Consider the following 21139-nt stretch of genomic DNA (forward strand, 5'->3'; position numbering starts at 1 on the left):
CGATGAAAATCCGCCTGACCGTCACCGTCGCCGCCTCGGCCCTGCTGCTGGGATTGACCGCCCCCGCCTTCGCCGCGCCCGCCCCTGTCGCCGCCGCCATCGCCGTCCAGGCGCCCCAGGGCGTCACGGTCCCGCCGTTGGGCTTCGCCAAACGCGTGCTGCCGAACGGGCTTGAGGTCTATACGGCCCGCGACGCCGACACCTCGAACGTGACGGTCCAGGTCTGGTACAAGGTCGGGTCCAAGGATGATCCCGCCGGCCGCTCGGGCTTCGCCCACCTGTTCGAACACCTGATGTTCAAGGCGACCAAGAACCTGCCGCCCGAGACTTTCGACCGGCTGACCGAGGACGTGGGCGGGTCGAACAACGCCTTCACCGCCGACGACACCACCGCCTATTTCGAGACCGTGCCCGCCAACCACCTGCAGCGGATGCTGTTCGCCGAGGCCGAGCGCATGGGCTCGCTGGTCGTGGACGAGCCGACCTTCGTCGCCGAGCGCGACGTGGTGAAGGAAGAATACCGCCAGCGCATCCTGGCCAATCCCTATGGCCGCCTGTTCGGCCTGTTCGTGCCCGAGACCCTGTATCAGGAGAGCCCCTATCGCCGCGCCGGCATCGGCTCGATCGAGGAGCTTGAAGCCTCGTCCCTCGACGACGTGCTGCGCTTCCACGCGACCTACTACCGGCCCGACAACGCCTATCTGATCGTGGCCGGCAACTTCGATCAGGCCCAGCTGGACCGCTGGATCGACCAGTATTTCGCCCCGCTTAAGAACCCGACCACGCCCCTTCCGGCCAATAATGTCGTAGAGCCCGAGCCGACCGGCCCGCGAGACGCCACCTATTATGCGCCGAACGTCCCCCTGCCCGCCGTCGTGGTCGGCTGGCCGACGGTCAAGTACGCCGACGCCGACCGCGCCGCCCTGACCGTGCTGGACGGCATACTGTCGACCGGCGAGAGCAGCCGCCTGTACCGTTCGCTGGTGTATGATCAGCAGATCGCCGCCCAGATCGGCTCGACGCCCGACTTCGCCCAGCAGGCCGGCAATCTGACCGCCCTCGCCATCATGGCTCAGGGTCACACCGCCGAAGAAGGGATCGCCGCCCTGAACGCCGAGATCGCCAAGCTGCGCGACGCCCCCGTCACCGCCGCCGAACTGACCGAGGCCAAGAACGAGATCGTTGCTGACGCCCTGCGCAGCCGCGAGACGGTCGACGACCGCGCTACGGCGCTCGGGTTCGCCCTGATCAACACCGGCGACGCCGCCGCGGCCGACCGCGAGATCGCCCAGATCCAGGCCGTCACGGTCGCCGACGTCCAGCGCGTGGCCCGCAAATATCTGACGCCGCAGCGCCAGTCGACGATCCGCTATCTGGCCAGCGACGCCCAGACCCCGCCCTCGGTGCAGAAGATGAACGTGGACGCCCCGGTCAAGGTCGCCGACCTGGCGCCGGCCGGAACCCCCGCCGTCCTGCTGCCCGAGGCCGAGCGCACGCCCCTGCCGCAACCGTCGGCCGAAGTGGCCCCCGCCACGCCCAGCGTCGCCGACTTCCGTCTGGACAACGGCCTGCGCATTCTGGTCGCCCCGACCGACGGGGTGCCGCTGGTCTCGGCCCGCCTCAGCTTCGACGCCGGTTCATCCGACGATCCGGCGGGCAAGGCCGGGATCGCGTCGATGACCGCCGCCCTGCTGACCCAGGGCACCAAGACCCGCACGGCGCCCGAGATCGCGACCCAGATCGAACAGCTGGGCGCCTCCATCGGCGCCGGCGCAGGCGTGGACTTCACCAATGTCTACGCCAACGCCCCGGCCAACGCCTTCCCGGCGACGGTCGCCCTGATGGCCGATCTGGTGAAGAACCCGGTCTTCGCCGCCGAAGAGCTTGAGCGTCAGCAGGCCCAGGCCCTGGACGGCCTGCGCGTCGCCCTCAGCCAACCGAACGCCATCGCCAGCATGACCGTGGGCCGCGTCATCTACGGCGACGCCCCCTATGGCGCGACCCTGACGCAGCAGACGGTGCCGGCCATCACCCCGGCCGACGTCGCCGCCTTCCACGCCGCCCGCTATCGGCCGTCGGACGCGACCCTGGTCTTCTCCGGCGACATCACCCCCGCCGCCGCGCGCGCCCTGGCGCAACAGGCGTTCGGCGACTGGCGTCCGGCTGGCGCCGCCCCCGCCGTCACGGCCAATCCCGCCGGTCAGGCCCTGAACCCGCGCGTCGTCGTGGTGAACCAGCCCGGCGCCGGCCAGGCCGCCGTCACCGCCGCCCTTCGCGGCGTGTCGCGCACCGACGCCGACTTCTTCCCGCTGACGGTCGGCAACACCCTGCTGGGCGGCGGCTTCTCGTCGCGGCTGAACCAGGAGATCCGCATCAAGCGGGGCCTGTCCTACGGCGCCGGATCCTCGCTGGGCGTCCGCGCCGACGCCGGGGTCTTCACCGCCTCGACCCAGACCAAGAACGAGACCGCTGACGAGGTCGCCGATCTGATCCTGGCCGAGATCGCCAAGATGGGCGCCGAGACCCCGTCCCAGGCCGACCTGGCCCCGCGTCGCGCCACCCTGATCGGCGGCTTCGGCCGGTCTCTTGAGACGGTCGACGGCCTGGGCGCCCTGGTCGCAAACCTGGCGCTCTACGACCTGCCGATGACCGACCTGGCCGACTACGCCGGCCGCGTCCGCGCCGTGACCCCGGACCAGGTCCAGGCCGCCTTCGCCGAACACCTGCCGGTCAATCGCGCCAGCCTGGTGATCGTCGGCGACGGTTCTCTGTTCCTCGACGCCCTGCGCGCCAAATACCCGAACCTCGAGGTCATCGAGGCGGGAGAGCTGAACCTGAACAGCGGTTCGCTGAAGTAGGGATCGCAAAGACTTCTCCCTCCCCGTCCGGGGAGGGGGGGGGGGGCGCGTAGCGACCGGGTGGGGGCGGCCAGGCAAGGCCGCACCTGTCCGATCCAATACAAGCCTGTGGCGCATCACCCTGCCGTCCCCACCCGGCTTCGCCTACGGCTCAGCCCCCCTCCCCCGCAGGGGAGGGAGAGGCGCCGTCTCAGATCCTCAAACCGACAGGCACACCACCTGCGCCACCCGCAGGTCCCGCCGCAGCGCATCCGCCACCCGGCCATAGTTGTCGATGGTCACCGGCTCGCCCAGCACGACCTCGTCCGCGCGCTGTTCGCCGCGAATGGCGGGCGCGAAAGACTCGGGCGCCGTGGTGTAGATTCGGCCCCGACGCGGCGCCTCGGCGATGGTGACGCCCAGGACGCGGCCGCGCCCATCCATCACCGGCGCCCCCGACAGGCCCGACAGGGTTCCCTCCAGCCCGTCGGTGCGACCGACCTCGGCCCAGGCCAGGACTGGTTCGTCATGGGCGCCGCGCCCGGACACCTTCAGGGTCTCGCGGCCCAGCAGGCGCGAGGTCACCTCGCCGGCCCGCCCCTGGGGGAAGCCGGGATGAAAGGCGCGCTGGCCCTTGCGCAGGGGCGTCTGGGCGGCGACCGGCAGGGCGGGCGGCCCGCCGTCGGTGATCAGCAGGGCCACGTCGGCGCGCGGCGCCAGCCGCACGTCGGCGGCCACGGCCCGGCCGCCGCCGATCACAAGGGCCGGGCGACGACAACCCTCGACCACATGCCGGGCGGTGACCCAACGCCCGCGCCCGGCGATGGAGAAGGCGGTGCCGGACTGGGGCGTGAACGGCGTGTCCGGCGCATCCAGGGTCACGGTCGAATCGAACGGGGTGACGGGCCCCAACAGGGCGCCCTCGATCTCGTCCGGCGGCGGCGGCGCCGGCGGAGCGTCTGCGTTCTCGCGTCGGCCCAGCGACACGGCCAGCAGCACGCCCGCGACCGCGCTGTAGATGGCCCAGTCCGGCAGGCGAGGGAATTGCATGATGCGACCCGTTCGCCGCTCAGCCGGTCAGGGCGGCGGACAGGATCAGGGCGGTCGCCAGCTTGGCCCCGACTAGGACCACGGCGGCCGAGACCTCGCCGTCCTTGATCCGCTGCGGCAGGCCGTGCAGCATCAGGTCCACGATCCGGAAGGCCAGCAGCTGCAGCACCAGGGTCGCCACGCCCCAGATGGTGATGTCGCGCACCGAGGTCGAGACCGACAGGGACACCGCCAGCGGAATGGCCAGACCCACCAGAATCCCGGCGAAAGCCACTGCGGCGGCCGGATTGCCCTCGCGGATCAGGGCGATCTCCCGCCACGGCGTCAGCATGGCGTAGACCGCCGCCCCCGCCGCGAGCAGCAGCAGGGTGACGGCCAGGTGCATGACCATGACCGGGAAGCCCGAGGCGAAAGCCTGCACCTCGGCGCTCGACAGGACGTTCGACAGTGAGGGGTCCATATCCACACGCCTTGCCCGATTGCCGCCCCAATCCGCAAGCGCGACGAAGCAACACCTTGTGACGAAAGATTACAGACCGTTGTCCTGCGGCTTGTTCGCACGCGCCTTGGCCAGGGCCGCGCTCTCGCGTTTCAAGGGCTTGGCGACCGGGCAGACCTCCTGGACATAGCCGTTCAGGGTATTGGTCAACTGGTCCGGCGCCAGGCTGTAGTGGACGTATTGTCCCTTCTTCTCGCTGGTCACCAGACCCGCGACCTCGAGCACCGACAGGTGTTGGGACACGGCCGGCTTGGAAATCTCGAACTTGGCCGCGATCTCGCCCGCCGTCAGGTCGGCGTGGGCCAGATAGGCCAGGATCTTGCGACGGATCGGACTGGAGAGGGCTTCAAACACGCGTTGCATGGGTTGGTATTTAAGCGATTTGCTAAGCACTTGCCAGGGGTTCATTTCGGTGTTTAAGTGATTACCTAATTACCTACCGGGAGACGCGACATGCACCACCCTGATCCCTGCGCGGTGAACAGCCTGGTCGAGACGCCCGGCTGCAGCCCGACCGAGGGCCGGGTCGTATGGGACCCGCTTCATTCGCTGTGGAACGGCGGCATGTTGGCGGCCACCCTGATCTTCGGTGCCACGACCTTCAGCCTCGCCGCTGTCGCGGTCTTCGGGGTCACGACGGGTGCGACGCTTCTGCTGGGCCATTCGGTCGGATTTCACCGCCGGCTGATCCACGGCAGCTTCGACTGCCCGCTGTGGCTCGAGCGGATCCTGGTCTGGTTCGGGACCCTGGTCGGCATGAGCGGCCCCTTCTGGATGATCCGCAGCCACGACATGCGCGACTGGGCCCAGCGCCAGACCGACTGCCACGACTATCTGGCGCACCGGCGGCCGATGGCGATCGACGCCTGGTGGCAGATGCACTGCCGGCTGGTGCTGGAACGGCCGCCGCGCTTCGAGCTGGGCCGGATCGGCCGCGACCCCTTCTATCGGTTCCTTGAACGGACCTGGATGCTGCAACAGCTTCCTGCCGCGGCGGCGCTATGGCTGATGGGCGGCTGGGGCTTCGTGGTCTGGGGCGTCTGCGCCCGGGTCTCGGCCAGCGTCATCGGCCACTGGTTCGTCGGCCATCTGGCCCACCGTCGCGGTCCGCAGACCTGGCTGGTGCGCGAGGCGGGCGTCCAGGCCCATGACGTGCCTTGGGCCGCCATCCCGACCATGGGCGAGGCCTGGCACAACAACCACCACGCCTATCCCGGCTCGGCGAAGATCGGCCTCTATCCCGGCCAGAGCGACTGGGGGTTCCGCTTCATCCAGCTATTGGAGCGGCTGGGTCTGGCCCGGGATGTACGGACGCCAGAAAACATGGGTCCGAGACCTCTAAACAGAGTTGGGACGAAGATATGATCAAGTCAATGTCGGAGCGGCTGGGCGCGCTCATCATTGCAAACGTCCTTGCCGCAAGCACCATCGCGGGGATGTCGGCCGTCGGAATGTGGATCGGCATAATCATTTCACCCGGCGAAGCTGGCTTGGGCGACGCCATAGGCTTGGGACTGCTGTTCGGGCTGCTCGCAGCCCTCTACAGCTTCATAATCTCTTTCCCAGTCTATCTTGTTGGGTTGATTGTCGTCGGAATTCCAACTTGGTGGATTCTTCATAATTCAGGCCGAGTCAGTGCAGGGGCTTTCTCGATTACGGCGGCAATCGAAAGCGTTCTCGCAGGCGCAATCGTCTTTCGACTTCTTGCCCCGGGCACGGAATTAGCCGCCCCACTGCTGGCGATCCCAGGCGGGCTGGCCGGATGGATCATTTGGAGGCGTAGCTATAAGGCCGTCACGCCGCAGCCTGCTCCGCCTTCCTGAGCGTGCTCGCCCGCACCTTCTCGCTCTCGGACTTCAGCTGGCCGCAGGCGGCCAGGATGTCGCGACCGCGGGGGGTGCGGATGGGGCTGGCGTAACCGGCCTTGTTCAGGATGGCGGCGAAACGCTCGATCGTCTTCCAGTCCGAGCATTCGTATTCGACGCCCGGCCACGGGTTGAACGGGATCAGATTGATCTTGGCCGGAATGCCCTCGATCAGCTTCAGCAGGGCCCGCGCCTCTTCCGGGCTGTCGTTGACGCCCTTCAGCATGACGTATTCGAACGTCACCCGGCGCGCATTGGACAGGCCCGGATAGGCCCGGATGCCCGCCATCAGCTGGTCCAGCGGGTATTTCTTGTTCAGCGGCACCAGGACGTCGCGCAGGGCGTCGTTGGTGGCGTGCAGGCTGATGGCCAGCATGGCCGCCGTGCGCGTGCCCAGGGCGTCCAGCTGCGGCACGACGCCCGAGGTCGAGACGGTGATCCGGCGACGCGACAGGGCGATGCCCTCATTGTCCGAGATGATGTCGATGGCGTCGGCGACATGATCCAGATTGTAGAGCGGCTCGCCCATGCCCATGAAGACGATGTTCGACAGGCGGCGGTCTTCCTTCGGCGACGGCCATTCCTCCAGGTCGTCGCGCGCCACCTGGACCTGGGCCACGATCTCGGCCGCGGTCAGGTTGCGGACCAGCTTCTGCGTGCCGGTGTGGCAGAAGGTGCAGTTCAGGGTGCAGCCGACCTGGCTGGACACGCACAGGGCGCCGGCCCGACCCACGTCGGGAATATAGACGGTCTCGATCTCGATGCCCGGCGCGGTGCGGATCAGCCATTTGCGGGTGCCGTCCTTGGACACCTGGCGCTCGACCACTTCGGGACGGGCCAGGGTGAAATGCTCGGCCAGCTTGGCCTGCATGTCCTTGGCCACATTGCTCATGGCCGCGAAATCGGTGACGCCGTAGTGGTGGATCCAGCTCCAGACCTGGCTGGCGCGCATCTTGGCCTTCTCGGGCGGACAGACGTTCGCGTCGATCAACGCCTGGCGCAGGCCCGCGCGCGTCAGACCGGACAGGTTGACGGGGGCCTTCACGGCAGGCGCGTTCGAGACACGGGAAAGATCGAGCGTGATGCTCAAGGCGGCGATCCTGGATGCGGTTTAGCCGGCCTCTATAGCACAAACCCCGGCAATTGCATGACCGGGTGGTTCAGGACGCGGCTAGAGCCCTACGTCCCAGACGCCGGCGTCGCGCATCCGGGTCAGTTTCGCCTCTTCCGCCCGGCCGCCCATGTCCTGAGCCATGCCGCGTACGGCGGTCGAGACGGTCGTCTTGTGTACGCCCGGAACCACGGCGTGGGCGAAGGCCGCGCCGGCCAGGCGCAGCAGTCGGAACCCAAAGGCGGCCGAAGCGGTCATATGCTGGAAATAGGTCTCGCCGACCTCGCGCGGATGGTCGCGGAACAGGCGGTCGAACGGCGTCGAGCCCGAACGGGCGCGGTCGATCGTCGTCTGGCTCATGCGGCGGCTCCGGCGGTTCGAAGAGACCGATGGTCACGTGGGAGCGGGCCTGACGCAAGCCCTGTTTTGCAAACACCGACACAAGCCGACGCCCAGCCCATCGTCATGCGCGAGAACTCGGGCTAGAGTCGCGTCTCGATCAAGGGAATTTCGATGACGCTTCGCTCAAAGGCCGCCTCCTCCATGGCTATAGCCGCGGCTTTGCTGGCCTTCGCCGGTCCGGTCTTTGCGCAGTCTCTGGCGCAATCCGGTCAGAGCTATCTTCCCTATGACGCCCGGCGCGGCGTGTTCAGCTTCGCCCCTGGTCTGGAAGGCTCCCTGCCCGCCGTGGTCCAGGTCACGACCCTGGGCCAGTCGCGCGGCCCCAGTTCGGACGCCGAGGATCCCAAACCCTATGCCTCGGGCTCGGGCGTCATCGTCGATGCGGCACAGGGGATCCTGATCACCAACAATCACGTGGTCGAGAACGGGCGGAAATTCACCGTCGACCTGACCGACGGTCGGCTGTTCGACGCCGTCCTGGTCGGGGCGGACAAGGCCACCGACATCGCCGTGCTGAAGATCGTGCCCGACGGCCGGCCGCTGAACCTGAAACAGGTGCAGACGGTGGATTCCGACACCCTCCGGACCGGCGACCTGGCCTTTGCGGTCGGTTATCCCCTGGGTCTGGACCAGACCCTGACCATGGGCGTCATCTCGGGCCTGAACCGCTCGGGCCTGGGCGACGCGGTCGAGGACTATATCCAGACCGACGCGGCCGTGAATTCGGGTAACTCGGGCGGGCCGCTGCTGGACAGCCGGGGTCGGCTGATCGGCATCAACACCTCCATCCTGTCCGGCGGCATGGGCGGCGGCAATGACGGCATCGCCTTCGCGGTGCCCACGCGCATCATGCTGTATGTCGCCGACCAGCTGCGGACCCAGGGCGAGGTCAAGCGCGGCGAGACCGGCGCCATCTTCGCCTCCCTGACCGCCGAGCGCGCCCGCCAGATGCGGCTGGGCATCGTGCGCGGCGCCGTAGTGGCCGATGTGGCGCCCGGCTCGCCGGCCGAAGAGGCGGGCCTGCGCGACGACGACGTCATCACCCGCATCCAGGGCCGTCCGGTGGCCAACGCCGGCTCGGTCAACGCCACGGTCGGCATCGCCGCGCCGGGTTCGAGTCTGAACGTGGTCTATCTGCGGGCCGGGCACGAGGCCACGACCGCCCTGACGGTCGCCACCCCGGTCGAGGGCGCGGTCCAGGTCGGCGCCAACCGGGTGCTGGCCTATGGCGCGACCCTGCGCGACCTCGACGGCGAGGTTCAGGTCGTCGCTGTCGAAGGCGGATCACTGGCGGCCCAGGGCGAGCTGATCGCCGGCGACATCATCACTTCGGTCGGAGGCGCCCCGGTGTCGAACGCCCGCGCGGCGGCGGAGGCCCTGCGCGGATCGGCCGGCGCGGTCGCGGTCGAAGCGCGCCGCAACGGCGATACGGTGACGGTGAACCTGGAAATCCCGCTTACGGCCTGAGGGCGGAACGAGTCCGGATCGGGAGCCGACCATGGCGCATCCGATCCGGACCTAGCTCCAGACAGCGAAACACCCGCCTTGCCTGGGAGGGGGAGGGGATCGGCAAGGCGGGCGCTCGCTTGGAGGAAGCATCGGCCGCCGGAGCCCTTGGTGGAAACATCCAGGGGGGCTGGGGGGGGCTGTTCAGGATCCGGACGCTTCCGAACTCCGACGAGCCGATGATCGATATTTCGCCGCCCAAACAGGCGCGCGAAGGACCGAAACAGGGCCATTTGGTGTCGCTTGCGTTTTCTTCGCCTGTCCGCCCCCTCTGGCGCCCCCCCTCTGGCGCCCCCCTCTGGCGTCTGCGGCGGCTTGGCCTAAGTTCAGACCATGAGCATGAACCCGCACGAGACCCAGCCCCAGTCAGGCCCGGTCTTCTTCGAACGGCGCGAGTTGGACCTGATCCTGCGGGTCTATGGCCGTATGGTCGCCCAGGGCGAATGGCGCGACTATGCCATGGTCGGCCACAAGGAGTTCGCCGAGTTCGCCGTTTTCCGCCGCTCGGGCGACGCCCCCCTCTACCGCATCGAAAAACGCCCGGCCCTGCAAACCCGCCAAGGCCAGTGGGCCGTCATAGGCGAAGGCGGCCAGATCCTGAAACGGGGCCGTGACCTGGCCCAGGCGCTACGGGTGTTCGACGGGCGACGGTTTCAGGTGATCGACTGAAACCATTCACCTCTGGCGCACGACAGGGGAAAGCCAATCGTCGTCGCTTAAAGCGATGTTGACCGGGCTCCTCGCTGGTCCGCCGACGACGGTTATCGGCTTGAGGACGATGTCGAAATCCTCGTCGGGATCGATGACCGCGTAGGCTGGCGGCGAGATCTTAGCCATCACGAAATAGCGTCCGTCCGGGACGCCGTCGAATCGGAACGCGCCGACTGCGCCGCACACCGCTTCTCGGATCAGTGCTGTCGACTCGGGCCACCGCCACTCCGCGACGGGTCCGCTGCGCCAGGCCCCTTCGTCTTTAAGGCCCCACGCCATCTGTTCAGTCAGCAGCCAGCGATTCCGAGGCGTATCCGGAATCAGTCTGATCGGCTTACCTTCGCACGTCAGCGTCTCTTCGGGCCCAAACCCCATGCCGGCCGGCAACACTCGCGTGCGACGGGCCGTCATCTGAAGCACGCCGGATAGCGGAAAGCCCTCCACCCGGAGCCACGCTTGGTCCGATGGATCAGGCTCGCGAAACCGATCAAACGTGCGCTCTTCGGACGCTCTTTGATAGGCAGCCATAGTGAGGCAGCTCGTAAGCGGCACGGTCAGCAAAAGACTGACGGCAACCCTGACCAGGTTCAGCATTCGCGCCATGGCCCACCCCTCCGTTGGTCTCGACGACGAATAGCCGGCGCCTCAAAAAAGAAAGGGCCCAGCGAGGGGCCCTTTCCGCATCCGTCTTGCGACCGATCTTTAGTTCCGGTTGCCGCCCATGAAGGCCAGCAGGAATTGGAACAGGTTCACGAAGTTGATGAACAGGCTCAGGGCGCCGAAGCCCGTGGCCACGCCCATGGCGTTCTGGTCGCCGCCCAGGGCGTAGTAGGTCATCTTCAGGCGCTGAGTGTCATAGGCGATCAGACCCGCGAAGATCAGCACGCCCGCGCCGGAGATGATCAGATACAGGGTCCCCGACTGCATGAACATGTTGACGATCGAGGCGATGATCAGGCCGATCACGCCGAAGATCAGGAAGGTGCCCATGGCCGTCAGGTCCTTCTTGGTGGTGTAACCCACCAGGCTCAGACCACCGAAGGCCGCCGCCGTGACCAGGAAGGTCGAGGCCAGCGAGGCGCCCGTATAGCGCAGGAACAGGATGCCCAGGCCCGCGCCGATCGAGGCGACCACGGCCCAGTACAGCAGGTTCACGCCCTTGGCCGTCGGGTTCTTCATGAAGAACATCGAGCCGAACAGCAGCACCAGGGGCGAGAACTGGACGATCATGCCCAGCATCGTCAGACCCACGCGTCCGTCCGGCGTCACGCCGAACAGCAGTTGCTGCACCGCCGGCACATTGCCGGTCACATAGGCCAAGGCCGCCGCGACCACGAGGCCCAGGGCCAGCTTGTTGTAGACGCCCAGCATGAAGCCGCGCAGGCCGGCGTCCACCGACATGTCGGCCGTCTGCGGCAGGGGACGGGCGTAGCCGTTGTTGAAATCGCTCATGGCGACGAACTTTCTCCGATTGGCCGAAGAGACTTCTTCGGTCACAGGCCGTGAATATCGGGAGCCACGGGCTCCACTGCAAGGAAAACCGGACTTGGACGGGCCGGTTCCTGCCGCTACCTTCGGTCGCATGCTTCGCCTGTTCGCCGCCCTGACCTTGCCGCCCGACGTCGGCGAGACGCTGAAACGCCGCCAATCCGGGCTTCCAGGCGCGCGCTGGCGGCCGCTGGACGCCCTTCACGTCACCCTGGCCTTCTATGGCGAGACGGACGAGCGCCGGGCCGACGACCTGGCCTCCGAGTTGGCCCGCGTCGCCGGCGGCCCGTTCGAGATCGTGCTGAAAGGCGTCGGCGCCTTCGGCGACGACCACCGCAGCCACACCCTCTGGGCCGGGGTCGAGACGCCGAACGAGCGACTGGCCGTCCTGGCGGGGCGTTGCAAGACGGCCGCCGCACGGGCGGGCCTGACGCTGGAGGCGCGCGACTATCGCCCCCACGTCACACTGGCCTATCTGAAACCCCAGACCAATCCCGACCGGATCGGCGCCTGGATGGCGGGCCACAATCTGCTGCGTTCGCCCCCGATCCGCATCGACCGTTTCGGCCTCTATTCCAGCGTTCTGACCGGCGACGGCAGCCAGTATGCGCTGGAGCGGGAGTATCTGCTGTGAACCCCTACGCCGTTCCACCCCACGTCACCCTGGGACCGACGCTGGAGACGGCGCGCCTGATCCTGCGCCCGCCGGCGGTCGAGGACTTTCCGCGCTGGGCCGAATTCATGACGGACGAGGAGACCGCCCGCTTCATCGGCGGCGTCCAGTCCCCGCCCCAGGTCTGGCGCACCCTCTGCGCCGTCGCCGGCATGTGGGCCCTGACCGGCGAGGGCATGTTCTCGATCCTGGAAAAATCGACCGGTCTCTGGATCGGCCGCATCGGCCCCCTTCACCCCTACGGCTGGCCGGGCCGCGAGGTGGGCTGGAGCCTGCACCGCGACGCCACCGGCAAGGGCTACGCGGTCGAGGCGGCGGCGGCGGCGATGGACTACGCCTTCGACGTCCTGGGCTGGGACGACGTAATCCACTGTATCGACCCCGACAACCTGCCCTCAGCCCGGGTGGCGGCGCGGCTGGGCTCGGTCAATCGCGGACGCGGCCAGTTGCCGGATCCGATGCAGGACCATGTGATCGACCTGTGGGGTCAGACGCGCGCCGAGTGGGCGGTCAATCGGGCGAAGCTGAATCCCTGACGGCAACCGAAGGCCCGTCTTCGACGTATCCGCTTTTCAACCTCGAACAAGGATACGCCCGATGATCCGCGCCGCCCTGATCGCCGCCGCCCTGGTCGCCCTGCCTTCGACCGCCCTGCCTTCGACCGCCCTGGCCCAGTCGCGCGACGTCGATCTGGACCGGTTCGACGGCCGCTGGTTCGAGATCGAGCGCAGCCATAACGACGTCCAGAAGGACTGCAGCCGGGCCCAGATCGACTTCACGCGTCAGGATCGGCCCGACCGCTACGGCATCGTCGTCACCTGCACCCGCCGCGCCGACGGGCGCAACGAGGTGCTGCGCGCCAACGCCCGCATCGCCGACACCACCACCAACGCCAAATTCCGCTTCACCCTGCCCGGCCTGCTCAGCTTCGGCGGCCTGGCCGGCCAGAACTACTGGGTCTGGGACCACGATCCCGAATACAACTGGGCCATCTTGGCCCTGCCGAACAAGTCCGACTGGTGGATCTGGCACCGCGACCAGAACGCCTCCGCCGCGGAACGCACCCGCCTGATGGCCCGCGCCCGCGCTTTGGGCCTGGACATGAGCCGGGTGGTCAGCACGGGACGCTGACGGGCCGGCGCCGGGCTTAACGAGGGCTTATCGCAAGGCTCCGGACAACTACGAATAGGCACACTCGACGAACATGGATACCGATTCCGCCACCCTCAACGCGGAGCGACCATCGTGAACGACTGTTGTGCACCCAAAAGCCCGGCTCCCCTTTCCACCATGTCGCGGCGCGGGGCCTTCGGCCTTATCGCACTCGGCGCCGGCGTCAGCCTGATGTCCACCCTGGCGCCGGGCGTCGCTCGCGCGCGCGGCCACACCGAGATCCTGCTGCTGACCTGCATGGACTATCGCCTGACCGACGACACCATCGCCTATATGGAAGGGCGCGGCCTGCACGACAAATACGACCACATCGCTCTGGCCGGCGCCTCGCTGGGCGCCATTACCGACAAATACCCCGCCTGGGGCCAGGCCTTCTGGAGCCATCTGGACGTCGCCATGGAGCTCCACCACGTCCACAAGGTCGTGGTGATCGATCACCGCGACTGCGGCGCCTACAAGGTCATCTTCGGCGAGGCCGCCGTCGATACGCCCGAGAAGGAGCTGGCGCTCCACACCCAGGAGCTTCACGCCTTCCGTGACGAGATCAAGCAACACCACCCCGAGATTGAGGTCGAGCTGGGCTTGATGTCCCTGGACGGCAAGGTCGAGGAAATCGCTTAAGGCGGGACCTCCGCGCACACGCCAAAAAACGCGCCCGCGATCCTGAGCCTGTCGTCCCCGCCGGACGACAGGCCGCTTGCGTTCGGAACATATCCGGAACATAAATCCGGCATGGCCGCCACCGCCGTCTCTCTCGAACTGGTCTTCAGCCGGCCGGAAACCACCCTGTCGGTCACGCGCGGGGCGGCGCGGCTGATGCTGGATCTGGGCTATGCGCCCCTGCTGGAGGTCGGCCTGCCCAATGGGCGGCGGGCCGACGTCATGGCGATCGGGCGGCGGGGCGATATCGTGATCTGCGAGGTCAAGTCGGGGATCGACGACTATCGCATCGACCGCAAATGGCACGAATACGGCCCCTTCTGCGACGCCTTCTATTTCGCGGTGGCGCCCGAGTTTCCGCAAGCCGTCCTGCCGGAGACGCCGGGCCTGATCGTCGCCGACGGCTTCGGCGGGGCCGTGGTGCGCGAGGCGCCGGCGACGCCCCTGGCGCCCGCCCGTCGCAAGGCCCTGACCCTGGCCTTCGCCCGCCTCGGGGCGATGCGGACGATGCGGGACTAGGGTTCAGCGCGCGCAATTTTGCGAAGAAGACCGCGCCGATTCAAGACCTTGAAGAAATCCTGCGGGGTTCGACCTGACGCGTTCCGGAACGGGCTTATGATCGGATCTGGGTCTTTGACATCGCAATCAAGCCACGCACGCGGGCGCCCGAGGCCGAAGCGCTACCTATGGTCGAAAGAATAGACTCAAATAGACTCAAAATTTTCTCGGTGAATTGAGTCTATTTCGCCGCCCCCAGTCCACTCCAATTGCACCGCGCAATTTCATCGCTCAGCTTTCACAAGCTAAAACAGCGTGTTGATCGCCAGTTGCACAGATTGCACCGGTTTCGAACGACAGTGGAATTTCGGCGGCAAGACCGGGACGTCCCGCTTCAGAGACGGCGGAACACAGCGGTGGCGAAGCCTTCGGCGGTCAGGCGCGCCTCGACCTCGGCCAGGGCTTCGATCACCACGCCGCCCCCATGGCCGACCGTCGTGTCGCCGGTCGAATGGATGATCCGCTCGGCGTCGATCATCAGGGCGGAATGGCCGGTCCAGTCGTGATCCCCGCCGGACGCCCGCCAGACGACGATGTCGCCGCGCTTCAGGGCCCCGGCGGGCGCAGCCCGGCCCAGTTCGGCCTGGCCGTCAGAACGACGCGGACCCGGCAGGCCGCAGGCCAGCAGGGCCTGCTGCACCAGGCCGGAGCAATCGGTCGAGATTGAGGATCGTGCGCCCAGTTCGTGCGGCCGGCCCAGCAGGCGTTCGGCCACGGAGACCAGGTCGCGCTCGAACTCGCCGACCGGCGCCAGATCCGTCTCCGCCACGCCTTCGACGGCGTCGACCACCAGGGCGTTCAGCGGCAGGGCGGCGTCCACAGCGGCGACCCGGCGCGTCGCGAGGGGCGCGCCCTTCGACAGGCTGTCCAGCACCACCCAGCCGACCACGCCGTCGCGGCGGGCGCGGCCCCAAGCGCGGCCATTGGCCCGGTCCAGCACGTCGAAGGCCTCGCCGTGCAGCAGCTGATTGATACGGACATCCTGGTCCGACAGGATATCCGCCACCGCGACGCGGCAGTGCATGGCCTCGGTCTTCCGATAGGCGGCGGCGCGCACCAGGCCTTCCAACGCCTGTTCGGCGAGGTCGGGGCGGGCCAGTCGGTCGCCGGCAGGAAGAAGATCGAGGACGTCGGTCAAACGCGGTCTCGCATTGGTTTGGGCGACCGTCTTACCCCCCGAAGCCGAATCCCCCGTTAATGGCGGTCGCTTTTCGGACGCGCCTCCGGGATGCGGCGCTCCGCTTGACGCCTGGGCGCGGCGCCCCATCTCCTGATCGACCGCGATGACGCGGACGGGCTTGCAGGGGGTGTCCCGGTGTTTACGTCTTTAATCCTCTTCATCGTCCTCGGCCTGACGATCTTCGATGAGGGTCCAGTCGGCGGCGTCCTGCGACGCTGGCTGGTTTCCGTCCCAGCGCAATTTCTGTCGCAACTGTCCCGGGGGCAGTTGATCGGCCTGGCCTGTTTCGCGCTCATCGGAGCGGCGGCCGTCACCCTGTTCGAAGCCGAAGGTTTGAGGCTGTTCGCAATGGCTGCGCCCGAGATGGTCGGCTGGTTCCTGATGTTCGACGTGACCGTGCTGTTCGACCTCTTGGTCCTGACGGTCAGTCTGCACGCCCTCGCCGGCTGGCGCGGCCTCGGCCGCCTGGCGCAAGCGGCGCGGGATCAAGGCCTGCGCCTCTGGGCTCAGGTTCGGACACGAGCCCGATCCCGCGCCCGTCGCCTGCGGCGCCCCCGTCCGCCCGCCTCCGGGTCGCTGGACGACGAGCCGGGACGCGACATCCCCGCCTGGGCCTGACCTCAGCCCTCGTAGCGGCGCTTCAGCAGGGCGTAGCAGGCCCGGATCGCCTGGGCCTCGCCCCCTTCGGGATAGCCGGGCCGGGCGCGGGGGTTCCAGGCGAAGATGTCCATATGGGCCCAGGCGCCGGTCGACGGCGCGAACCTCTGCAGGAACAGGGCGGCGGTCACCGACCCTGCCTGGGCCCAGGCCGAGGAGTCGTTCTTCAGGTCCGCGATCTCGGTGTCCAGGGCGCTGCGATAGCCGGCCCACAGCGGCATCCGCCACAGGGGATCCCCCACCTCGGCCCCCGCCGCCAGCAGCCCCGCCGCCAGGGCCTCGTCGTCGGTATAGACGGGCGGCAGGTCCGGCCCCAGGGCGATCCGCGCCGCCCCGGTCAGGGTGGCGAAGTCCAGGGTCAGGTCGGGCTCGTGCTCGCCCGCCCGGGTCAGGGCGTCGGCCAGGATCAGCCGCCCCTCCGCATCGGTGTTGCCGATCTCGATCGTCAGCCCCTTGCGGCTGTTCAGGATATCCCCCGGCCGGAAGGCGTCGGCCGAGACCGCATTCTCCACCGCCGCCACGATCACCACCAGCCGCACCGGCAGATCGGCCTGCATCACCAGCCGCCCCAGGGCCAGGGCGTGGGCCGATCCGCCCATGTCCTTCTTCATGTTCCGCATCCCGGCGGCGGGTTTCAGGTCCAGCCCCCCGGTGTCGAACACCACCCCCTTGCCGACCAGGGCCACCAGCGGCAGATCGGTCTGGTCCAGCTTCCAGCCGATCTCGATCAGCCGCGGCGCCCGGTGCGGCGCCGCCGCCCGACCCACGGCGTGAACGGCGGGGTAGTTCGCCTCCAGCAGGGCCTCGCCCTCAGTCACGGTGATCACGGCCCCGGCGCTCTCGGCGATCTCGCGGGCGATGGTCTCGATCTGCAAAGGCCCCATGTCGGCGGCGGGGGTGTCGACCATCTCGCGCGCCAGGGCGCAGGCGGCGACGATCCGCGTGGTCTCGGCCACGTCCAGCCCCTCGGGCGCGACCAGCCTGACCGGCGCCCGATCCGGCCGGGCCTTGTAGCGGTCGAAGACATAGGCCCCCAGCAGGAAGGCCAGGGCCGCTCGCCCCGCCGCCTCCGCCTCCAGCTCCAGCCGGTACAGCCCGCCGGGCAGCCGCGCCGAAAGGCCCCGCGCCGCCATCGGATCGAAGACCCCGCCGGTCCCGACCAGCACGGACCCGATCCCTTCTCCCTGAGGCGCGATCAGTAGTTGGCCCTGTTTGCCCTCGAACCCGTTCAGCTCGGCCCAACCGCACGCGGCGTCGTCCAGCACGTCCTTGGGTCCGACGAAGCGGATCGGAACGGCGCCCGCCCCGTCTTCAGCGGCGACCAATAGCGGATGAGATTGGGACATGACGGGCCTTCTTAACCAACAGTTGACGCGAACCGGCGACTCTGGAGCCGACCGAGGACCGTCAGGACTCCACCCATGTCGCCCATGCCCGCCCTTCTCGCAACCGCCGCCCTGCTGGGCCTGTCTGCGGGACCGTCCCTGGCGGCCGATCCGGCCCCCGCGCGCGCCCCCGCTTCGCCCGAGGCCCGCGCCGCCTATGAGCGGATGGACGCCCTGTCGCGCTCGGTCTTCTGGGCCAGCGAGCAGCAGGCCAATCCGTCCGACCCCGTCGCCGGGGTCAAACTGGCTCAGGCCCTGCGTGAACTGGGCCGCTACGACCAGGCGGCCGAGGCCGCCCAGGCGACCCTGACCGTCCAGCCCGCCAATCTGGACGCCCTGTTGGAGCTGGGCCGCGCCCATATCGCGCGCGGCCAGGCCTTCTATGGCGTCGCGCCGTTAGAGAAGGCGCGCGACCAGGCGCCGCGCGACTGGCGGGCCTACTCGCTGCTGGGCGTGGCCTATGAGCAGGTTCGACGCTTCGACGACGCCCAGGCCGCCTGGAGCCAGGCCCTGGCCCTGTCGCCCGACAATCCCGACGTCCTGACCAATGCCGCGACCGCCGCCCTGACGCGGGGCGACGCCCCCGGCGCCGAAGCCCTGCTGCGCCGCGCCGCGGCCCAGCCGACCGCCTCGGCCAAGGTGCGCCAGACCCTGGCCATGAGCCTGGGGCTGCAAGGCAAGATGGGCGAGGCCGAACAGATCCTGCGCCGCGAACTGCCGCCGGAACAGGCGGAGCGGAACCTCGAATGGCTGCGGACGCGCGGAACGGCGGGAGCGGCTCCCTCCGAGACCGCGCGCACCTGGGGGTCGCTGCAGGGCGGCTGACGGGGTTTGCGCCGGGTCGCCCCCCGTGCTGGATAGGCGCATGGCTTCCTCCCCCCGCGCCCCCAAGACCTATCAGGCCTTCCTGTTCGACATGGACGGCACCCTGATCACCTCGACCGCCGCCGCCGAACGCGTCTGGACCCGCTGGGCCCAGCGTCACGGCCTGGACGTCGCGACCTTCATCCCCACCATCCACGGCGTCCGCGCCGCCGACACCATCCGCCGCCAGAACCTGCCGGACATCGACCTGGCGGCCGAGGTGGCGTGGGTCGAGCGTGGCGAGATCGAGGATGTGGACGGGGTGGCCCCGATTCCCGGCGCCATCGACTTCGTCCGGCGGCTTCCGCCCGACCGTTGGGCCGTGGTCACATCCGCCACCGTACCCCTGGCCCGCGCGCGCCTCGCCGCTGCGGGCGTGACGCCGCCCGCCCTCATGATCACCGCCGAACAGGTCGAACGCGGCAAGCCGGACCCGGCCGGATATCGGCTGGCGGCCCAGACCCTGGGCTTCGACGTCGCCGACTGTCTGGTGTTCGAGGACGCCGAGGCCGGCATCAAGGCCGGCGAGGCGGCCGGCGCCGACGTCGTGGTCGTCACCGCCGCCTGGACCCACCCGCTGGAGACGCCGCACCCGCGTCTGGCCGACTACGCCCAGGCGCGGTTGGCGATCGAGGACGACGGTCGGCTGAGATTCGCCGCCTAGGCCGACTGAGCGGAGGTTAGGCCGCCGCCGAGATGTAGGACTCGTCGTCGGGCACAGCCTTGAACACGGACACCTTGCTCCTGAGCCGGTCGGTCTCGGCGCGGATCGAGTGGCTGGCGGCCGTGCTCTCTTCGACCATGGCGGCGTTCTGCTGGGTGAAGCGGTCCATCTGGGTCACGGCGGTGTTGACCTCGTCCAGGCCGCTGGCCTGTTCGACGGTGGCGCTGGCGATCTCCGACACCAGACCCGAGATCTCGCGAACCTGATCGACCACCTTGCCCAGGGCCGCGCCCGTCTGGTTGACGAGGCGTGCGCCCAGCGAGACCTGCTCGTTTGAGCTGGAGATCAGGCCCTTGATCTGTTTGGCGGCGTCCGCCGACCTTTGGGCCAGGGCGCGCACTTCCTGGGCGACGACGGCGAAGCCGCGACCGGACTCGCCCGCCCGCGCAGCCTCAACACCGGCGTTGAGCGCCAGCAGATTGGTCTGGAAGGCGATCTCGTCGATGGTGCCGATGATCAGCTCCATCTCGCGCGACGAGGCTTCGATCAGGCCCATGGCCGTCACGGCTTCCGTCATGGTCTGGCCGCTGCGCTCGACATCCGTATGGGCGGAATCGACGGCCTGTTTGATCTTTCCGGCGCCGGCGGACGTCGCGCGAACCGTGACCGTGATCTCGTTCAAGGCGGCGGCGGTCTGTTCCAGGCTGGCGGCCTGTTGTTCGGTGCGCTGGGCCATCTGGTCGGCGGCGGCGCTGACGTCATGGGCGCCTTCGCCCAGGCTGGCCACGCCGCTGGAAATGTCGGCGATCAGGTCCTTCAAGCTCTTGAGCGCCGTGTTGTAGTCGCTGCGAAGCTTCTCGTAGTCCGCCGGGAAGCGCTTCTGGATCGGCGACGTCAGATCGCCCTGCGCCAGCTGTTCCAGGGCGGTCGAAAGGTTCTGCACGACTTCTCGCGCGGCCGCGTCGGCACCGGCGCGGGCCTCGTCGGCCTCCGCCTTGGCGCGGTCGGCCACGGCTTTCGCCTGGTCCGCTTCAGCCTTGGCCAGGGCCGTGTCGCGGAACACCAGAACGGCGCGCGCCATATCGCCCACCTCGTCGGCGCGATCCGCGTCCACGGCGATGTCATTGTTTCCGCGCGCGAGCTGAGCCATGGCCGCAGTCAAGGTGGTGATGGGCCGCGCGATCATACGGCTCAACATCACCGACAGACCGACGGCGATCCCGATGAGCGCCAGACCGCCGATGACCAAGGCGGCCATTGCGGTGATGATCGCGGCTTCTTGGCGCGCGCCATTATCTTCAATCCGCCGGACCTGCTCGTCGCGAATTTCGCGTAGCGGTAAGACAGCCGCACTGACCAGAACCTTCTTTCCGGCGTCCCGGACAGCCTGTTGCGCCTCTTCTCGCCGCCCTTCACGGACCTCGCCGATCAGCCGATCGCCCCAGTCCTTGCGCCAGGCAAGCGTGGCGACGCGCGACTTTTCAAGCTCTTCCAGCAGCGCGGGGTCGGTGAGCGTGGTCTTCAATTCAGCCGAAACACTGTCGTATTCGTCGCGGCCTTCGAAATAGGATTTGAGGTAGGTCTCATCGCCGGTGACGAGGAAACCACGAAACTGGCTGTTTTGACGGAGGATTGCGGTCTCCAGCGCCAGGCTCTTGGAGTGGATGGACTGTGCGAGGTTGTTGCTCTCAGTAGACGACCTGATCGCCACTATCGTGGCGAAGAAAATCATCATTATAACGGCCGCCGAGACGCAGATCGCTACAAATGAAAAACTCAGCTTACGCGGAATGTTCATTGCATTGATCATTACCAGCTCCACAAGAAACACATTCGGACATTATTCTTGCGCCGAA

At 68.2% G+C, this 21139-nt stretch carries 23 protein-coding genes; 13 read left to right on the forward strand and 10 right to left on the reverse strand.

Annotated elements, in window-relative coordinates:
* The first annotated feature begins 2 nt into the window (after positions 1 to 2).
* Positions 3 to 2858, forward strand: coding sequence for a M16 family metallopeptidase (locus PKE72_RS10940; RefSeq protein WP_271165403.1), 2856 nt, complete (start codon positions 3 to 5; stop codon positions 2856 to 2858).
* A gap of 198 nt (positions 2859 to 3056) precedes the next feature.
* Here the strand turns inward: PKE72_RS10940 and PKE72_RS10945 are convergent, their stop codons facing one another.
* The 3 genes from PKE72_RS10945 to PKE72_RS10955 all read right to left on the reverse strand — a co-directional run bounded on the left by PKE72_RS10945 (position 3057) and on the right by PKE72_RS10955 (position 4749).
* Positions 3057 to 3887 carry a S1 family peptidase gene (locus PKE72_RS10945; protein ID WP_271165404.1) on the reverse strand — a complete coding sequence of 277 codons (831 nt, stop codon included), beginning with the start codon at positions 3885 to 3887 and terminating at the stop codon, positions 3057 to 3059.
* Positions 3888 to 3906: 19 nt separating this feature from the next.
* Positions 3907 to 4347: a DUF350 domain-containing protein gene (locus tag PKE72_RS10950; protein WP_271165405.1), complete on the reverse strand. Its 441-nt coding sequence runs from the start codon at positions 4345 to 4347 to the stop codon at positions 3907 to 3909.
* A gap of 69 nt (positions 4348 to 4416) precedes the next feature.
* Complete coding sequence (locus PKE72_RS10955) at positions 4417 to 4749, reverse strand: metalloregulator ArsR/SmtB family transcription factor (RefSeq protein WP_271165406.1); 333 nt, start codon at positions 4747 to 4749, stop codon at positions 4417 to 4419.
* A 90-nt stretch (positions 4750 to 4839) separates the two neighbouring features.
* Here PKE72_RS10955 and PKE72_RS10960 point away from each other — a divergent pair, with 90 nt between their 5' ends.
* Positions 4840 to 5751, forward strand: a complete 912-nt coding sequence (locus tag PKE72_RS10960; protein ID WP_271165407.1) for an acyl-CoA desaturase — start codon at positions 4840 to 4842, stop codon at positions 5749 to 5751.
* Positions 5748 to 6209 carry a hypothetical protein gene (locus PKE72_RS10965; protein ID WP_271165408.1) on the forward strand — a complete coding sequence of 154 codons (462 nt, stop codon included), beginning with the start codon at positions 5748 to 5750 and terminating at the stop codon, positions 6207 to 6209. Before PKE72_RS10960 ends, PKE72_RS10965 begins: the two co-directional genes overlap by 4 nt.
* Here the strand turns inward: PKE72_RS10965 and rlmN are convergent.
* Together rlmN and PKE72_RS10975 are read right to left on the reverse strand one after the other, a co-directional pair.
* Entirely contained in the window at positions 6181 to 7341 is a 1161-nt protein-coding gene (gene rlmN / locus PKE72_RS10970) for a dual-specificity RNA methyltransferase RlmN (protein WP_271165409.1), read from the reverse strand. The two genes, PKE72_RS10965 and rlmN, sit on opposite strands and share 29 nt — an antisense overlap.
* An 81-nt stretch (positions 7342 to 7422) precedes the next feature.
* On the reverse strand, positions 7423 to 7722 hold the full coding sequence (locus PKE72_RS10975) for a DUF6356 family protein (RefSeq protein ID WP_271165410.1): 300 nt from the start codon (positions 7720 to 7722) through the stop codon (positions 7423 to 7425).
* Between the two features lie 153 nt (positions 7723 to 7875).
* Here PKE72_RS10975 and PKE72_RS10980 point away from each other — a divergent pair, with 153 nt between their 5' ends.
* Positions 7876 to 9231, forward strand: coding sequence for a trypsin-like peptidase domain-containing protein (locus PKE72_RS10980; RefSeq protein ID WP_271165411.1), 1356 nt, complete (start codon positions 7876 to 7878; stop codon positions 9229 to 9231).
* 372 nt (positions 9232 to 9603) lie between these two features.
* The gene (locus PKE72_RS10985; RefSeq protein WP_271165412.1) at positions 9604 to 9939 is read left to right on the forward strand and encodes a DUF2794 domain-containing protein; all 336 of its coding nucleotides are present in this window, start codon (positions 9604 to 9606) and stop codon (positions 9937 to 9939) included.
* Between the two features lie 6 nt (positions 9940 to 9945).
* Here the strand turns inward: PKE72_RS10985 and PKE72_RS10990 are convergent, their stop codons facing one another.
* Positions 9946 to 10584, reverse strand: a complete 639-nt coding sequence (locus PKE72_RS10990) for a hypothetical protein (protein ID WP_271165413.1) — start codon at positions 10582 to 10584, stop codon at positions 9946 to 9948.
* A gap of 99 nt (positions 10585 to 10683) precedes the next feature.
* Positions 10684 to 11433 carry a Bax inhibitor-1/YccA family protein gene (locus tag PKE72_RS10995; protein ID WP_271165414.1) on the reverse strand — a complete coding sequence of 250 codons (750 nt, stop codon included), beginning with the start codon at positions 11431 to 11433 and terminating at the stop codon, positions 10684 to 10686.
* 130 nt (positions 11434 to 11563) lie between these two features.
* Between PKE72_RS10995 and thpR the strand changes: the two genes are divergently transcribed.
* From thpR to mmcB, 5 genes are all read left to right on the forward strand, one after another.
* Entirely contained in the window at positions 11564 to 12103 is a 540-nt protein-coding gene (gene thpR, locus PKE72_RS11000; RefSeq protein ID WP_271165498.1) for an RNA 2',3'-cyclic phosphodiesterase, read from the forward strand.
* Positions 12100 to 12678 carry a GNAT family N-acetyltransferase gene (locus tag PKE72_RS11005; protein WP_271165415.1) on the forward strand — a complete coding sequence of 193 codons (579 nt, stop codon included), beginning with the start codon at positions 12100 to 12102 and terminating at the stop codon, positions 12676 to 12678. Before thpR ends, PKE72_RS11005 begins: the two co-directional genes overlap by 4 nt.
* A 61-nt stretch (positions 12679 to 12739) precedes the next feature.
* On the forward strand, positions 12740 to 13273 hold the full coding sequence (locus tag PKE72_RS11010) for a lipocalin family protein (RefSeq protein WP_271165416.1): 534 nt from the start codon (positions 12740 to 12742) through the stop codon (positions 13271 to 13273).
* 159 nt (positions 13274 to 13432) lie between these two features.
* Positions 13433 to 13936, forward strand: coding sequence for a carbonic anhydrase (locus PKE72_RS11015; protein ID WP_271165417.1), 504 nt, complete (start codon positions 13433 to 13435; stop codon positions 13934 to 13936).
* A 111-nt stretch (positions 13937 to 14047) separates the two neighbouring features.
* A complete protein-coding gene (gene mmcB / locus PKE72_RS11020; protein ID WP_271165418.1) occupies positions 14048 to 14494 on the forward strand; it encodes a DNA repair putative endonuclease MmcB in 447 nt (148 codons plus the stop codon).
* Positions 14495 to 14867: 373 nt separating this feature from the next.
* On the opposite strand, the gene PKE72_RS11025 is transcribed toward mmcB, so the two are convergent.
* On the reverse strand, positions 14868 to 15671 hold the full coding sequence (locus PKE72_RS11025) for a C40 family peptidase (protein ID WP_271165419.1): 804 nt from the start codon (positions 15669 to 15671) through the stop codon (positions 14868 to 14870).
* A 177-nt stretch (positions 15672 to 15848) separates the two neighbouring features.
* Here PKE72_RS11025 and PKE72_RS11030 point away from each other — a divergent pair, with 177 nt between their 5' ends.
* Positions 15849 to 16331, forward strand: a complete 483-nt coding sequence (locus PKE72_RS11030) for a hypothetical protein (protein ID WP_271165420.1) — start codon at positions 15849 to 15851, stop codon at positions 16329 to 16331.
* A 2-nt stretch (positions 16332 to 16333) separates the two neighbouring features.
* On the opposite strand, the gene PKE72_RS11035 is transcribed toward PKE72_RS11030, so the two are convergent.
* Positions 16334 to 17716 (reverse strand): leucyl aminopeptidase family protein, encoded by a 1383-nt coding sequence (locus PKE72_RS11035; RefSeq protein WP_271165421.1) that lies wholly within the window; start codon positions 17714 to 17716, stop codon positions 16334 to 16336.
* Between the two features lie 75 nt (positions 17717 to 17791).
* Between PKE72_RS11035 and PKE72_RS11040 the strand changes: the two genes are divergently transcribed.
* Positions 17792 to 18580 carry a tetratricopeptide repeat protein gene (locus PKE72_RS11040; RefSeq protein ID WP_271165422.1) on the forward strand — a complete coding sequence of 263 codons (789 nt, stop codon included), beginning with the start codon at positions 17792 to 17794 and terminating at the stop codon, positions 18578 to 18580.
* Positions 18581 to 18620: 40 nt separating this feature from the next.
* Positions 18621 to 19283, forward strand: a complete 663-nt coding sequence (locus PKE72_RS11045) for an HAD-IA family hydrolase (protein WP_271165423.1) — start codon at positions 18621 to 18623, stop codon at positions 19281 to 19283.
* A 16-nt stretch (positions 19284 to 19299) separates the two neighbouring features.
* Here the strand turns inward: PKE72_RS11045 and PKE72_RS11050 are convergent, their stop codons facing one another.
* Entirely contained in the window at positions 19300 to 21018 is a 1719-nt protein-coding gene (locus PKE72_RS11050; RefSeq protein WP_271165424.1) for a methyl-accepting chemotaxis protein, read from the reverse strand.
* Positions 21019 to 21139: the final 121 nt, after the last annotated feature.

The organism is Brevundimonas intermedia (assembly GCF_027922165.1).
GTDB classification, from domain to species: Bacteria; Pseudomonadota; Alphaproteobacteria; order Caulobacterales; family Caulobacteraceae; genus Brevundimonas; species Brevundimonas intermedia.

What these genes read in the sequence shown, in the direction of transcription:
- PKE72_RS11035 (WP_271165421.1), bottom strand. Translation starts at nt 17,716, where the DNA reads ATGTCCCAATCTCATCCGCTATTGGTCGCCGCTGAAGACGGGGCGGGC.
- PKE72_RS11040 (WP_271165422.1), top strand. Translation starts at nt 17,792, where the DNA reads ATGTCGCCCATGCCCGCCCTTCTCGCAACCGCCGCCCTGCTGGGCCTG.
- PKE72_RS10945 (WP_271165404.1), bottom strand. Translation starts at nt 3,887, where the DNA reads ATGCAATTCCCTCGCCTGCCGGACTGGGCCATCTACAGCGCGGTCGCG.
- PKE72_RS10965 (WP_271165408.1), top strand. Translation starts at nt 5,748, where the DNA reads ATGATCAAGTCAATGTCGGAGCGGCTGGGCGCGCTCATCATTGCAAAC.
- mmcB (WP_271165418.1), top strand. Translation starts at nt 14,048, where the DNA reads ATGGCCGCCACCGCCGTCTCTCTCGAACTGGTCTTCAGCCGGCCGGAA.
- thpR (WP_271165498.1), top strand. Translation starts at nt 11,564, where the DNA reads ATGCTTCGCCTGTTCGCCGCCCTGACCTTGCCGCCCGACGTCGGCGAG.
- PKE72_RS10975 (WP_271165410.1), bottom strand. Translation starts at nt 7,722, where the DNA reads ATGAGCCAGACGACGATCGACCGCGCCCGTTCGGGCTCGACGCCGTTC.
- PKE72_RS11015 (WP_271165417.1), top strand. Translation starts at nt 13,433, where the DNA reads ATGTCGCGGCGCGGGGCCTTCGGCCTTATCGCACTCGGCGCCGGCGTC.
- PKE72_RS11045 (WP_271165423.1), top strand. Translation starts at nt 18,621, where the DNA reads ATGGCTTCCTCCCCCCGCGCCCCCAAGACCTATCAGGCCTTCCTGTTC.
- PKE72_RS10985 (WP_271165412.1), top strand. Translation starts at nt 9,604, where the DNA reads ATGAGCATGAACCCGCACGAGACCCAGCCCCAGTCAGGCCCGGTCTTC.
- PKE72_RS11050 (WP_271165424.1), bottom strand. Translation starts at nt 21,018, where the DNA reads ATGATGATTTTCTTCGCCACGATAGTGGCGATCAGGTCGTCTACTGAG.
- PKE72_RS10960 (WP_271165407.1), top strand. Translation starts at nt 4,840, where the DNA reads ATGCACCACCCTGATCCCTGCGCGGTGAACAGCCTGGTCGAGACGCCC.
- PKE72_RS10980 (WP_271165411.1), top strand. Translation starts at nt 7,876, where the DNA reads ATGACGCTTCGCTCAAAGGCCGCCTCCTCCATGGCTATAGCCGCGGCT.
- PKE72_RS10955 (WP_271165406.1), bottom strand. Translation starts at nt 4,749, where the DNA reads ATGCAACGCGTGTTTGAAGCCCTCTCCAGTCCGATCCGTCGCAAGATC.
- PKE72_RS10990 (WP_271165413.1), bottom strand. Translation starts at nt 10,584, where the DNA reads ATGGCGCGAATGCTGAACCTGGTCAGGGTTGCCGTCAGTCTTTTGCTG.
- PKE72_RS10940 (WP_271165403.1), top strand. Translation starts at nt 3, where the DNA reads ATGAAAATCCGCCTGACCGTCACCGTCGCCGCCTCGGCCCTGCTGCTG.
- PKE72_RS11010 (WP_271165416.1), top strand. Translation starts at nt 12,740, where the DNA reads ATGATCCGCGCCGCCCTGATCGCCGCCGCCCTGGTCGCCCTGCCTTCG.
- PKE72_RS10950 (WP_271165405.1), bottom strand. Translation starts at nt 4,347, where the DNA reads ATGGACCCCTCACTGTCGAACGTCCTGTCGAGCGCCGAGGTGCAGGCT.
- PKE72_RS10995 (WP_271165414.1), bottom strand. Translation starts at nt 11,433, where the DNA reads ATGAGCGATTTCAACAACGGCTACGCCCGTCCCCTGCCGCAGACGGCC.